Annotated in this window: 14 protein-coding genes; all 14 read right to left on the bottom strand. The window is 67.1% G+C overall.

Translation table 11 applies throughout. The features are described from left to right. Window positions 1-19: 19 nt before the first annotated feature. Window positions 20-1,513 (bottom strand): SCO6880 family protein, encoded by a 1,494-nt coding sequence (locus CH262_RS03100; RefSeq protein ID WP_094716867.1) that lies wholly within the window; start codon window positions 1,511-1,513, stop codon window positions 20-22. Between the two features lie 178 nt (window positions 1,514-1,691). Further along, window positions 1,692-3,251, bottom strand: coding sequence for a hypothetical protein (locus CH262_RS03090; protein ID WP_094716865.1), 1,560 nt, complete (start codon window positions 3,249-3,251; stop codon window positions 1,692-1,694). Further along, entirely contained in the window at window positions 3,242-4,123 is an 882-nt protein-coding gene (locus CH262_RS03085) for a hypothetical protein (RefSeq protein WP_094716864.1), read from the bottom strand. The genes CH262_RS03090 and CH262_RS03085 overlap by 10 nt, the downstream gene beginning before the upstream one ends. After that, complete coding sequence (locus tag CH262_RS03080) at window positions 4,120-4,779, bottom strand: hypothetical protein (protein ID WP_094716863.1); 660 nt, start codon at window positions 4,777-4,779, stop codon at window positions 4,120-4,122. Before CH262_RS03080 ends, CH262_RS03085 begins: the two co-directional genes overlap by 4 nt. Then, entirely contained in the window at window positions 4,776-5,132 is a 357-nt protein-coding gene (locus CH262_RS03075; RefSeq protein ID WP_094716862.1) for a hypothetical protein, read from the bottom strand. Before CH262_RS03075 ends, CH262_RS03080 begins: the two co-directional genes overlap by 4 nt. After that, window positions 5,129-5,422, bottom strand: a complete 294-nt coding sequence (locus CH262_RS03070; RefSeq protein WP_094716861.1) for a hypothetical protein — start codon at window positions 5,420-5,422, stop codon at window positions 5,129-5,131. The genes CH262_RS03075 and CH262_RS03070 overlap by 4 nt, the downstream gene beginning before the upstream one ends. Window positions 5,423-5,526: 104 nt before the next feature. Beyond that, on the bottom strand, window positions 5,527-5,754 hold the full coding sequence (locus tag CH262_RS03065; RefSeq protein WP_143547052.1) for a hypothetical protein: 228 nt from the start codon (window positions 5,752-5,754) through the stop codon (window positions 5,527-5,529). Continuing rightward, entirely contained in the window at window positions 5,742-6,020 is a 279-nt protein-coding gene (locus CH262_RS03060) for a hypothetical protein (RefSeq protein ID WP_094716859.1), read from the bottom strand. The genes CH262_RS03065 and CH262_RS03060 overlap by 13 nt, the downstream gene beginning before the upstream one ends. 80 nt (window positions 6,021-6,100) lie before the next feature. Beyond that, entirely contained in the window at window positions 6,101-6,388 is a 288-nt protein-coding gene (locus CH262_RS03055; protein ID WP_094716858.1) for a hypothetical protein, read from the bottom strand. Next, on the bottom strand, window positions 6,388-6,942 hold the full coding sequence (locus CH262_RS03050; RefSeq protein WP_094716857.1) for a hypothetical protein: 555 nt from the start codon (window positions 6,940-6,942) through the stop codon (window positions 6,388-6,390). Before CH262_RS03050 ends, CH262_RS03055 begins: the two co-directional genes overlap by 1 nt. Continuing rightward, window positions 6,939-7,706 carry a hypothetical protein gene (locus CH262_RS03045; RefSeq protein ID WP_094716856.1) on the bottom strand — a complete coding sequence of 256 codons (768 nt, stop codon included), beginning with the start codon at window positions 7,704-7,706 and terminating at the stop codon, window positions 6,939-6,941. The genes CH262_RS03050 and CH262_RS03045 overlap by 4 nt, the downstream gene beginning before the upstream one ends. After that, on the bottom strand, window positions 7,703-8,647 hold the full coding sequence (locus CH262_RS03040; RefSeq protein WP_094716855.1) for a hypothetical protein: 945 nt from the start codon (window positions 8,645-8,647) through the stop codon (window positions 7,703-7,705). The genes CH262_RS03045 and CH262_RS03040 overlap by 4 nt, the downstream gene beginning before the upstream one ends. A 137-nt stretch (window positions 8,648-8,784) precedes the next feature. Next, window positions 8,785-10,122 carry a hypothetical protein gene (locus CH262_RS03035; RefSeq protein WP_094716854.1) on the bottom strand — a complete coding sequence of 446 codons (1,338 nt, stop codon included), beginning with the start codon at window positions 10,120-10,122 and terminating at the stop codon, window positions 8,785-8,787. Window positions 10,123-10,151: 29 nt separating this feature from the next. Beyond that, the gene (locus CH262_RS03030; protein ID WP_094716853.1) at window positions 10,152-11,753 is read right to left on the bottom strand and encodes a cutinase family protein; all 1,602 of its coding nucleotides are present in this window, start codon (window positions 11,751-11,753) and stop codon (window positions 10,152-10,154) included. Between the last annotated feature and the right edge of the window lie 859 nt (window positions 11,754-12,612).

The following is a 12,612-nucleotide window of genomic DNA, read 5'->3' as shown; positions in this document are numbered from 1 at the left end:
TGGTGGTTGCGGGTGTGGATCAGCCGTCGGCCAGGCGCGGCAGGGAGGTGTGTTCGGGTGCGGAGACCCCGACCCCGAGACCGACCGCGAATGCCGCGTCCTGCCAGTAGTTGCTGCGCCGCACCGACAGCAGCGCCTGGACCGAGACGTCGCGCAGGATGGCATCGATGCGGGGAACGTCGGTGCTCTCGGCGGGTCCGGTGACGGTGATCAGGACCGCGAACCGGGTCATGCCGTGCCCGAGGGACTGTTCCTGCTGGGCGAGATTGGCGGCGCGCTCGTCGTTGACGTCGCTCATGTTGTCCAGGCCGGTGCGTCCGGATCGGCGGGCGCGGGCGTTGCGGTAGTCGCTGGCGGCGACATCGGCGGCCTCGCCGGCGGGGTGGACGCGGTAGATGATCGTCACCCGCTTGTGCGGCAGCTCGGCGTGCGGGCGGATCAGGCGTTCGAGGACGCGTTCGGTGACTGCGCGTTTCGGTGCAGCCCGCATTTCCCAGGTCACCGACACCGCGCCGTCGTGCAGGTAGCGATCGCGTTTACGGAACGCCGTGCGGGGCCCGCAGTCCGCCCAGTTCAAGCCGGTGCCCTGACCGGAGTAGAGAGCCGCCTCGACGGCTTCGAGAGCAGCGGGATCGTAGGAGCGGCGCACCGTTCCGGCGACCTCGTCGGCGGTCATAGGGGTGCAGATGACCCCGGCAGCGGCTGCGGCGGAGGTGATTTCGGGAAGTCGACGGGCGATCTCCACGGCCTGCTCGGCGGGGTCCTTGCGACGCTCGTCGGTCTGGGCCTCGAAGGTGATCGCCAGGCGGGCGGCCATTCGGACGCCGCCTTTGGCGGTGCCGGTCGCTGTTTCGTACATCGACTGCCGCGCGAGCTCGGGGGCGTCGCGGCGCACCCGGCCGCGGACGGTCTCCATCAGCACCGTGCCGGTATCGGGAACGGTTTCGAGTACTGCTGCCACCAACGGGATGTCGGAGACGTCGCCGAATGCGGTGAGCTGCTGTCCCCAGTTGTTCACCGCGCGGTCGAGGTGTTCCTGGTCGAAGTTCTCTCCGCCTTGCGGCTCGGCGGCGAGCTCGACGGTGTAGATGTTCTTGTCGGGCATGTGGATCATGGAGAACGTGCGGCCGGCGGAGTCGATCGCCTCGTAGAGGTCGGTACCGGCGAGCACACCCGGTAGCCGCAGCATCCCGCCGGGCACCTTCGAGAAGGCACCGGAGGCGTAGGTGTCTTCCCCGCGACGGCGCGAGGTCAGAGCCGAACGCCAGCCGGAGAATCGGCGGTGTCCGCTCTGACCGTCCTTGTTCATCACCATCGGCACGAGCACCACCGCACCCGCGGCCACCACCAGGCCAGAGGCCATCAGCGACCGTGTGAACAGGTACGTGGCGATCATGGCCACGGCCACGCCCATGCCGATGATGGTCACTGCGAAGCTCACACCGAATGCACCGCCCGAACGCGGCAATCGCCACGCGCCGTAGGTGGTCGGGACTCTGCGCTCGCTGCTCATCGAATCGTCCTGCCCGTCCGGTCGGTGACACCGATCGCGGCCGCCACACGGCGGGCGGCAGTCCAGAACGCTGGATCCTGCTGCCATCCGGCTGGTCGACGAGGCACCAGCGTTGCACTCGATGCGATCGACCGATGCACCCCGGCCGATAGCTCATCACGGTTGTCGCAGTGGTGGTTCATATCTGAAAGCCCCTGTCGTCGTTGGTGTTTCCCAGGTTGCGGTCGGCTGCTCCGTCGACGCCGGACCCGAAGGAATCCGGGGCCGATCCACCCCCTGCGGCCGGTCCACCGGCGTCGGTGGCCCGCCCTGCTGTCTCTGCGCCGGAATCGCCTGCACCGGTGCCGCTGGGCATCGATCCGCCTCCGCCGTCCGATCCGCCGCTGCTCGGCCCCGAGCTGTCACTTCCGCCGCCGCCTCCACCGGAGGGGCCGACACCGAAGGACGCGGGAACCGATCCGGACGAGCTCGACGGAGCCCATCCCTCGACTGCGCCGCCGCCGGCCGCGCCGCCCGCTGCGCCGCCGGCCGCGCCCGCACCTGCGCTGGCACCGCCGGTCGCGGCCATGCCTCCGATCTGGACCGCGGCACCGGTGAGAGCGGCAGCGGCCGCGAGACCGCCTGCACCGCCCGAGGTTTCAGGAAGCAGCAGCTTCATCAGCGATGGCAACACCAGTGCGGTGCAGGCCAGCAGGAGTGCTCCGACGACGGCGGTCATGATGCCGCCGTCGGCTTCCTGCGAGGGTGCGGACTGGGCGAAGAGCATGGCCGAGATTCCGATGACGAACGCGCCGACCGGCTTGAAGAGTAGGAACGCCAGCGTCCATGCGATCAGGCGGTCGTATGCGCCCGCACCGATGCGTGTTCCGCCGGCGGCCGCGACGATCGGCAGGAACGCCGAGACGACGACGAGCATGCCCATTCGCATGATGAGCAGAAACGCCATCAGCAGACCGCCGAGGATTCCGATCAGTCCGATGACGAACAGCATCGCGATGCCGCCCGATCCGGTGAACACCGTGATCCGCACCATTGCTTCGACGAGCTTGGCGGGATCGTCCCCGACGGTGGAGGTGATGAACCAGCTACTGACCCCGTCCGATATCCGGGTGCCGATGACCACGAAGAAGCCGATGGAACCGGAAATGATCGTGGCACGGGCGAGTTGGCGGAATCCTTCCTCCGAGACCTGCCGAATTGCTCCCGATCGGGCGAGGGCGAGCTTGCCGCCGAGCAGGATGATCGAGACGATGAGGAACGCCAGCTGGATGTCGTAGGTGTAGCCGCCGACAGTGGACAGCACGCTCTGGAATGCCTGTTCGTTCTGGCCGGGGATCTCGATCCACCAGCCCAGAGCGAATTTCAGGGCCGCGCCCCCGGCCTCACCGAAGCTCAGACCGGCTTTCTCGAATGCGCCTTCGGCGGCGTTCTTGACGGCGTTGACCGGTGCGGCCGCAACATCCGCCGCAGTGTCGATGCAGGTCGGTTCGCTCTCGGTTCCCGAGGCGGCGTCCACGATCTCGCCTACGGCAGATGCGATGGCACCGTACGGGCTCAAGCACTTCGAGACCGCGCCCGCCTGGTCGAGAAAGGACGGATCCTCTGCTGGTGGCGCGGGATCTTGTGCGGCAGCGATACCGGCACTGCCTGCTACCAGGGCAAGAACGGCTGCGAACGTGAAGACCGCGCGCAGCGAATGGGTGAGAAGTGTGTGCAGTCGACGCCCGATCACCACCATGTCAGCCAGCCCGCCTCGAACGGTGTCGAGTCGGCACTGCCACCGACCGTCGGACCCTGCGGGGAGTTCAGTGGCCGGACTTGCAGGACCCATCCACGGTCTTCGCGCCAGACGAAGTCCGAGTACACGCGCCGGTACTGGGTAGCGCCATCTTTGAGGGTGGCGGTGTAGCCGAACCAGACGCGGGTGAGGGCGTCGGTGTAGTTCAACTTCAAGGAGGGCAGCGCAACGTATGCGGAACCGTCCGCGACGGAGCCGAGAACGCCGGTGGCGTTGTAGCGCTTGGCTTCCGCGTTGGTGCCGGTCGGATCGTCGGCCTGACCCGACGCTGCGATCATGTCGATGCGATCGTTTCCGGAGGTGACGTATGCGAGATAGTGCGCCGCAGCCAACGCCGCACCCTGGGGGGTGTGGCTGAATCCTGTTGCCACACCAGAGGAATCGATAGCAGTCGGCCCGTCCGAGGTGGAGAACGGCAGCACCATGTTGCCGTGCACCCGTTGGAGCATCACCCCTTCCGGAGCGGTGTCGGGTGTGCGGCCGGCAGGTGGGGTCTTCTGCTCGAGGACGACCCCGTTCGGGTCCTTCGGGACGTAGACCACCCGGTCGAGGGAATCGAACTCGGGATCGGGCTCGAACAATCCGGCAGTGTCCTGCGGGGTCACCTGCGCCGCGGTGCCGCCGTCGTCGAGGGGGACCAGGGGTGTGTCCTGGTCGCGGGAGAGGACCACCAGGCTCACGGCGAGGCCGGCGAGCATGATGACCACCACCATTCCGACGCCGATCCAGCCGACGGTGCCGATGCGCTTGCCTTCGGGCTCGGTCGGTTCTGTTGCAGGCGTGGGATTCTCGTCGTAGTGCGGTTCGGTCATGGTCTGGTTCCTTCCAGGTCGACGATGTCGCCGGGAAGGGTAGCCAGATCCTCGACCGGGTTGGTGTCGCTGACCGGGAGAGTGAGCTTCCAGTCATCGCCGGACCAGGTCACCGGGGTCAGAGTCGAGGCCAGCGAGTCGTCGGGGAAGCGCTGAACGATCGAGACATCGGCTGCGTCGGCCGAGTACTCCTCGATCGTGTAGCCGACGATCTCGGGGGCAACGGAGGGATCGATGCCGCTGGTGGAGACCAAGGCCCGGTTGCCGGCCCACAGGTCGCGGCCAGGGCCGGCAACGCTGACAGCGGGAAGGATTTCCGCCCATCGTCCGTCGACGGCGGTGGCGAGCTGGACCGATTGGTCGATCGCGGCCAGCGCTGCCCCTTGCGGGGTTTGGGTGTAGCCGGCGAACGGTGCCCCAGGGGACGAGGTCGGTCCGTCCACTGCGCCCAGGGGTACCGCAATGCTCCCTGCTGTGGTCCAGGAGGCGATATCGGGGGCACGGTGAAGATCGATGCTCGGTGCTGCGGGAGCATCGCTCTGCGGCTCTGTCTCGTCGCGGCCGCAACCGGCCAGCAGGAGGCCGACCGTGATCGCGGTGGCCGCACCTGCGGCCAGGTATCGACGGCCTGTGCGGGGGTGAGTGGCGATGGTCATTGTCCGCCTTTCAGAGGTGGGTTGATGCGTTCGATGTCGTCGACGACGCTGGGGTTCGGTTGCGGATCGTTCGAGACGGTGCCGGTCGCGTCCAGTAGGGCAGCGGCGATACCTCCGGCCGCGACGGCGGCGAGAATCCAGCCGATGACCGCGGCGAAGAACTCGGCCGAGACAGGCGATTCGACACCGGGAGTGTGCTGGTGATCCCAGGCCATGCGGGCACCGACGAAGATGATCTTTCCTACGCAGGCCACCGCGACGAGCCCGAGCATCCACCCGAGGGCGGTGTTGATGTTCTCGACGACATCGGCGGGCATGGCCAGGACAGTCCCGGCGTCGGTGGCCCCGGTCATCCGCCGGCGACTGCGTTGAGGATGGCGTTGGCGCTACCGGAGACGATCGCGCCGACCAAAGCGCCGAGGAGGATCTTCGGGGCTTGGATCGTTCCCTGATTCCACTTCTCCCAGGCCATCTTTCCGCCCGAGAACACGATCGCGGCCATGCAGGCCAGCAGCACTCCCCAGAAGAGCCAGTTCAACAGTTTGAGCAGTCCGTTCGCGCCGGGCGGGAGTTCGGCGGTGACGTTGAATTCGATGGCCTGGACCGAGAAGTCCTGCACGGCCTGTGCGGTTGCGAGAATCATGGGCGATCATCGAGCCTTTCGTGTCGTGTTCGGTGAAGCGGTGAACATCGGTCGCATCAGTACTGCGGTCCGAAACTCGTTGTGAGGCAGCAACGGTGAACTGGTTACGAGATATAGGGCGAGAGGCCGTAGGTGCCGGCCATGATCAGGCAGCCGAGGATGGATCCGACCAGCATTTTCGTGTTCTTGTCCTCGCGGCCGTCGTGGTGCTTGCGGGTCCGTGCCATGCGGCCCAACGCGACCAGGACCCCGATCGCGCAGGCCAGGTAGATCGACAGCGTGAGCACCCCGAGCATCGGCAGTGCGCCGAGCGCGGCCATCATGCGATCCACCCCATGAACTCGTAGGCGGCGAACGAGACAGGGCCTGCGACCACGGTCCCGATCAGCACCTTCGTGGTCTTGGCCTGACAGCCTGTCTTGCTCATTCGAGCCCACGCGATGCGGCTCAACGCGATAGCAAACGCTGCTCCACAGAGGACGCACACGGCCAGCATCAACCCCCGAAAGAGCGGCAGAATCTTCAATGGCCCGGTCGGTGGGGGCAGCGGATCCTGCGCCAGCGTCACGGCGCTCTGGACAGTGTCGATGAGGATCATGTGTGGTCACCGAGCCTTTCCGTTGGGTTCGTCAGTGCGGTTACGTGTCCGATCGGGCTGCTGAACAGAGGCGTTGGACGTCATGTGATGGAGCGGACGGCTTGGTAGGCGGTGACCGAGACAATGAGGCAGAGCCCGGACAGGGCAAGCCATTTCAGGTCCTGGGCCTCGCGGCCGTCCTCGTGTTTCCACGTCCATGCCAGGCGGGCGAACTCGAACACACACGCCGCTCCGCTAGCGATGCACGCACCGACCGTCATGTACCGCAGCAGCGCTCCCACATCCGTTATCGGCGGCGGGATCGTGCTCTCGGTCGGACGGAATTCGACGTGAGCGAGGGTCTCGCTGATCGTCAGTGCGGTGTTCATCAGGCAACTTGTCCGGTGAACAGTGCCGGGATGCGTGCGTGTACGGCGTTGGTCAGGGCGATGCCGACGGTGTGGATATCGGTCGGTAGTGCTGGGTTGGGGGCGGTTGCGTCGGCGGCGAGGGGATGCCAGCGTGGGAGCCGATCCAGGGACGCCGACAGCAAGCTTCGGTGCCATCCGATGTGCCAGGACTGCTCGAACGCCCCACCGACGACGTCGCGGTGTTGGCGTATCGGTTTGTCCAAGGTGGGGGCCGACGCGACGGTGATCAACCCGAGGAGCTCCGATCCGGCCCCGATTTCTCCTCGCTGGTGTGCGAGTGCGAGATTCTGTGCGGCGGTGAGCGATTTGAAGCTGTCGCGGGCGACGATGACGACGTAGGGGGAGACGCGTTCGCGGTCGTCGCCCGGTGGCCACGATCCTTCGCTGTCAGCGGTGAAGGACCAGAATTGTTCGAGGGTGCTCACCCCTGCTTCGCGGGTGGCACCGAGCAGCCACAGTGACGGTGAGATCCACTGTGTCGCTGAGTCTGTGGTGTCGATGGTCTCGGTCATGCTTGCTCTCGCTTTCGTTGCTGGTCGGTCTCGAGGTCGGCGGCGGCGAGTGAGAGGGCCAGCGCGGCAGATGCGGCGGTGGACCATGCGGCCGTCGTGGCCGGGGCCACGCGGCGGTGATCGAACAATCCGGGTGCAGCCAGGGCATTGTCGAAGGGCACCTCGACCAGTGCGGCGAGAACAGGGCTCAGTCCGGAGCGGACGGCGGTGAGATCGACGGTGCCGGCTGGGATGGTGTGGGAGATGACCACGACGGTGCGAGCGAGCGCAGTCGCCCCGTGGGCGGCGCGAATGTGCTCGAGGCGTCCTCGTAGGCGGGTGAGTGGTTCGGCGCGTGCGATGGCGGTCAGGACGAGCACGGCCTGTCCTCGCAGGCTTGCCACGCGCGGTGCGTCGAGGGCCGTGCCGACGTCGTAGATGCGCGCTGCTCCGCGTGAGGCGAAGATGCTGTCGATCAGGGTCAGGTCGCTGCGGTCCGAGGTCGGTCCGCACACTGTTGCGTTCGAGGTGGTGGCGGCGCTGCTGACGGGTAGGCCGGCGGTGATCGGGTTGTCGAGTGTGTGTGCGGCGGCGCGCTCGAAGAGGTTTCCGCCGTCGGTGGTGGCGTCGGCCACCACGACCGGGAACTTCGGTGTGGTTATGGCGGTCGCGAGCCCGAGGGCGGTGGTGGTCGAGGACGCACCACCTGCGGACGACCCGACCATGATGCAGACCTGCTGCGGCGGTGGGGTTTTGCCCGGGCGGATGGGAACCACAGTGCTCACCGAACCTCCTCGACGTTGCTGATGGCGTAGTTCGCGCCGGTGCGCACGGTGGTGATCCGGGAGGCGATGGCCGATTCCGATCCGGACGGTGTCCGCAGCGCGAGAGCGACGGCATGAACGTCCGGGTTGTCGGTGGCCGCGATCGTCACGCAGTGCTCGGTACCGGCCGGGGTGCGGTCGATGACGGCCTGAATGCGTTCCGGTGGTGCCGGAGAGACCATGAGAGAGGCGACAGCTGCGCCGGACCGCTCCACGTAGTAGGCGTGCTCGAACGCTGCGATGACATCGACCGCGTTTCCGCGTCCCCCGGCAGCGTCGGTGGTCGTGGCGTCGGGGGTGCTGGCAGCGGTGCAGAAGGGAGCGGGGGCGGCGCTGGTGGGCGCGGTGGTGCTCGCTCTCGGTGCGGCGGTCGAGGCAGCCACCACGGTCGAGTTCGTAGTGTCGGGTGCGTCGTCCTGGCCGTTGACGACGACGACGGCACCGATCAGTGCGGCGGCCGCGACGCCGGCAGCGACGATCCACGTCGGGGAGATCCGTCGACGCGGGCGCGCGGGCGATACCGGGAGCTGCGAGGTCGCGTCGTCGACGGGGGGAGTCGGCGCGGCTGCGGTGCGACGGCGACGGAACCGGCGTTGCGGCTGGTCCATCACGAGGCGGTCGGCCGGGACGTGCGCGGCTACCCAGTACGGAACGGGAACGGTCTCGGGGGCGATGTCGCCGAAATCGGCATCGGCATAGTCGTGTTCGGTGTCGAGGTCGTGTGCCGGATCGGTTGTGGGGGAGTTGTTCTCGCCTACTGCTGGCATCGCCGGTAGCGGAGGTGCGGGGGTCATCGACGGGTGCACGGCGGAGTCTGCGGCCGGCTGCCACTGCGAGTGGTCGAAGTTTTCCTGGGGGTCAGGGAACAGCATCGTGCTGTCGCGGTGATTGTCGGTCGCCATTGTTTTCTCCTGTGTCCCTGAGACGTTCGATGAGAGCGCGAGGGGTTCGGGTGGAGTGGGGAGCTTCGGGAAGGCCGGTTCCGGCCGCGTGCGGGTCGGTCGGAACGCGGCCTTCCCGAAGCAGGTCACTGGATAGGTCAGGCAGGCACTGCCGGAGCGAGCGGGTTGGACAATCCGGCGGCCGCGAGCGCGTTGTCGATGGCAGCGAAGGCGGGTGCTGCATCTGCCACAGCGGCCTGCACCACAGGCGTTGCGTCGGCAACAGCGGCTTGTACCGCCGGAGTCGCGTCGACCACAGCGGCATCGACGGTGTCGAGTGCCTGCTGGCCACCGGCGATCTGTGTCGTGACGAATCCGCGTGCGGTGTCGACAGGGTTGTCCGGAACGGTCCAGACCGGGGCGGCTTGCTCGATGACCGGGGCCGGTGCCGGTGCCGGCGCAGGGGCGGGTGCCGGTGCCGGTGCCGGCGCAGGGGCGGGTGCCGGTGCCGGTGCAGGCTGCGGGAAGTCCGGCAGTTCGATCTTCTGCGGCTCACCGAGATCGCCTGCACCGTAGGTCGTTCCGAGCGCAACGCCCGTGGCGAGACCGACTGCGCCACCGATCGCGGCCGAGGGTACACCGCCGACCAGTGCACCGATCGCGGCTCCGCCTGCGGTGCCGGCGATACCGGTGGTGATCGGTGCGATGCCGGGGGCGATGGGGATCAGCCCGCCGGCGAGCGCGCCGCCGATACCGCCGATGGTTCCGCCGGCGAGCGAGCCGAGGACAGCACCGGGGACACCGGCCGCCACAGCGCCGGTGACCAGGCCTGCGCCGCCTGCGGCGATCTGGGCGGCACCGAGTCGCTGGGCGCGGTCGGTCGGGACACCGATCGACCGCCAGAAGTCGGTCACCTGCGCCTCGATGACGGCCGTGGAGTTGTTGGTGCGGTCACGTGCGTCGTCGGTGAGCCAGCTGGGCTGGTCGGCGTAGTAGTCACCGAACTTGACCGTCTTGTCCGGGGCGGCGGTCGGGTTCGTGGGGTCTTCGACGGCGGTCGGGCCGTGCAGAGTGCTCACGTCCAACGGAGCTGCGGGTTCAGCCGGAGCGACCGGTTCTGCAGGCTCGACCGTGGTACCGGAGTTGTCCGAGGTCGTCGCCGTGCCGCTGTTGTTGGTGCTGGTGGAGTCGTTGTCGTAGTACGCGTCCCAGGTCTGCCATTCGGTCTGGTCGTACTGGACGGGCGGTGCAACCCAGTAGACACGCTTTTCGGGCTGCGGGGCGGGTGCGGTCAGTTCACCCTGTGTGGACGGTGCATCGGAGGTCAGGGGCCCTTGGGTCGACGGGGCTGCGGTGGTGATGTCGCCCTGGGTTGCCGGGGCGTCACCCGGTGCGGCCGATGCGGTGCCGTAGCAGAACACGGCCATCACCGATGCTGCGGTCGTGGCGGTGGCGATTCGGGTCAGTGACCGAGTGGGAATCTTGTGAGTGCCCATGAAGGAGTGGACCTTTCGTGTAGGTGGAGCTATTGGACGGGGGTTGCAGCCGGAAGCGAGGTGACGGTTCCGGACGTGGTGGAGGGACGAGTCGAGGGCAGCACCGAGGTAGTTGCGGTCGAGGTTGTGGGCGTTGCGGTGCGTGTCGTGGTGGAGCTCGACGGAGACGACGACGTCGTCGTGTCGGTGGAACTGTCACCGAAGTCGGCTGCGGCGGCCGCGAGCCAGTCCGCTACAAACTGTGTCGTCGATTCGCCCTGTGGAGTCGCCGCCGCAGTGCCGTAACCGGTATGTGCGGCAATGGTGTTGGCGTATGAGGTCAACGCTGCGAGGTCGAACAGATCCTTGTTGGCCGTCACCTCGTTCTTGACGACGTTGAATGCCTGCTGCACGACCCGCTTCGATGTTGCAGGCGGGACGAGCTCGATGACCGCTTTGGCGGTCTTGGCTGCGATCACCGCGAATGCTGCAGCGGGATTGGACAAGCCGGCAGCGGACACTTCGGCGATGGTCTGCGGCGTGATGACCTTCTTCGCCACCGACACCACGGCATTGACCGCGACCAGACCGACCTTGGTCAGTGCTGCGATGGCCTCCTGCCCGGTCGGAGGCGTTGCCTTCGGGTCCGAGGCTTCGGCGAACCGCTGCGAGAGCGACTTCTTCGGTGCGATGGACAGATTCTCGAGGGAGTTCTTCGGTACCGAGACGTCCTCGTTGATGACGTCGACCGCGACGCCGAACGATGTCGACGCCAACGCCATGCCGATGGACGACACGGCGCGGAACGGGTCACCGCCGACCTCTGCCTGGCCGGCGACATTGGTCACCGCTCGCGCGATCGGGGCGTTCGCGGGTGCATCGCACGCGAGGTCGCCGGTCTGGCACATCGAGGCCACCCGCCCGCTGAGCGATCCGTAGCTGGAGACGACGTCGCTGGCCGGGCCGATGCCTGAGCCAGCGGGTGCAGGGGCGGAGACCGGGGGAAGTTCGGCGACGTGGTTTCCGGACGAGCCGGGAGCTGGGGAAGGGTCGTCGCTACTGCTGCCAGGGAAGACAGGCGACCCGGCACCTCTGGTCGGCGAACCGAACAGCGCGCCGACCGCAACCTTGTCCGCTGAGATTGCGCTGGTGCCCGCGCCGACCGCCTCGAGGAAATTCGAGGCGGCGTGCGCACCCTGGCTGTAGCCGACGACGGCCAATCGGGTTGTCGGGCAGCTCGAGACGACTTTCTCGGCGGCAGCTTCGAGGTTGGCTGCGGCTTCCTCCACCGAGACGGTGTAGGGCTGCTTACCGCCGGGGACGGCACCGCCGAATGCAGCCGGGTACGGCACGTACGCGCGGTCGAGCGAAGAACCGATCACCCGCGCGGCCTCGAGCGCCGGGCCGAGGACCGTTCCGAGCATTCCGGTGTCGGCCTTGATCGGCGCATCCGGCGAGGACTGTCCCGTCCCCTGGACGGCGAGGGTGTAGAGGGCGGGGCAGTCGGTGACCAGTTCGTCGAGCCACGGCTGCTCCGGGCTGGCCGAGGCAGTCGGCGGCGTCACCAGCAGGTGTGCCGCGCTGACCGACAGCGTGCACGCTGCGACGGCCATCATCGCGGCGATGGATCTGAAACGAGTTCTGTCGGACAATATTTCGACTCCTGTCAAAACCGAGAGAAACTGTGGGCTGTGACGTCGACGACGCCGGAACGTGAAACTTCGGTGCGCTTCTGGTGGGTGCCAGGTCGATCGACAAACGCAGGCACCCACCGGCACGGCTGGAGAAGATGTCAGCCCAGCAGGCTGAGCCAGAACCAGAGCTGCGAGAAAATCCACGGCATCGGGCGTATTCCTTTCTGTCAGTGGAAGTGTGGGAATCCGGTAGATGTCCCGGCGGGGCCGCGCAGCGCTGAACATGATGAAATGCGCTCACTGCGCGACCCTCGCGCCGGTCCACCGGTCGAGCTGCAGGGCGTCGGGGAGCTCCCGCAGCTCACGAGCAGGCATCTAGAAGCCCACCCGAGTTCAGGGGTTAGGCGGCCGTGCGCGGTGAGTCTTCGCGCCGCCTGGCGTTCCCCACTTTGGCGGGCCACGCTCCGAGGAGCTCTCCGGTCGCCTCGCAACGCAGCTCGTGTTGCGGTCCGTCGTGGCCAGATGGAAGTGAACACCCGACCATTCCGAAAATCATGCTGATGAATCCAGTGGACTCGCAGAGGGGACGGCCGTTCTTCGACTCCGTCTCTGACCGGACCCGGGAGTAGGTAGCTTCCATGCACGCCTCCAAAGACGTCGTGTGAGCGTCGTCGGTCGCGGTGTACCAGCCTTTTTACGGCCACCCTATCCGACATAGAAAGCACACTAACACGTTATGTAGCCAAACTGGGCCTAAGAGAGTCGCAATCTGCGTTGTTCGATCCCAACGAGGACTGTGTGACATGTGTATAAAGGGTATGTGACGGATTCCCGGGTGTCATCGCCCTTAAGAGGGTTTCGGTCTCTTATGGGCGAT

The sequence above is a fragment of the Rhodococcus sp. 05-2255-1e genome (genome assembly GCF_002259025.1).
GTDB classification, from domain to species: Bacteria; Actinomycetota; Actinomycetes; order Mycobacteriales; family Mycobacteriaceae; genus Rhodococcoides; species Rhodococcoides fascians.
This window is presented reverse-complemented; position numbering and strand designations above follow the sequence as displayed.

Excerpts from the sequence above, each read along its gene's own strand:
- CH262_RS03075 (WP_094716862.1), bottom strand. The coding sequence starts at position 5,132 with ATGACCGGGGCCACCGACGCCGGGACTGTCCTGGCCATGCCCGCCGAT.
- CH262_RS03040 (WP_094716855.1), bottom strand. The coding sequence starts at position 8,647 with ATGGCGACCGACAATCACCGCGACAGCACGATGCTGTTCCCTGACCCC.
- CH262_RS03055 (WP_094716858.1), bottom strand. The coding sequence starts at position 6,388 with ATGAACACCGCACTGACGATCAGCGAGACCCTCGCTCACGTCGAATTC.
- CH262_RS03085 (WP_094716864.1), bottom strand. The coding sequence starts at position 4,123 with ATGACCGAACCGCACTACGACGAGAATCCCACGCCTGCAACAGAACCG.
- CH262_RS03060 (WP_094716859.1), bottom strand. The coding sequence starts at position 6,020 with ATGATCCTCATCGACACTGTCCAGAGCGCCGTGACGCTGGCGCAGGAT.
- CH262_RS03050 (WP_094716857.1), bottom strand. The coding sequence starts at position 6,942 with ATGACCGAGACCATCGACACCACAGACTCAGCGACACAGTGGATCTCA.
- CH262_RS03035 (WP_094716854.1), bottom strand. The coding sequence starts at position 10,122 with ATGGGCACTCACAAGATTCCCACTCGGTCACTGACCCGAATCGCCACC.
- CH262_RS03080 (WP_094716863.1), bottom strand. The coding sequence starts at position 4,779 with ATGACCATCGCCACTCACCCCCGCACAGGCCGTCGATACCTGGCCGCA.
- CH262_RS03100 (WP_094716867.1), bottom strand. The coding sequence starts at position 1,513 with ATGAGCAGCGAGCGCAGAGTCCCGACCACCTACGGCGCGTGGCGATTG.
- CH262_RS03090 (WP_094716865.1), bottom strand. The coding sequence starts at position 3,251 with ATGGTGGTGATCGGGCGTCGACTGCACACACTTCTCACCCATTCGCTG.
- CH262_RS03070 (WP_094716861.1), bottom strand. The coding sequence starts at position 5,422 with ATGATTCTCGCAACCGCACAGGCCGTGCAGGACTTCTCGGTCCAGGCC.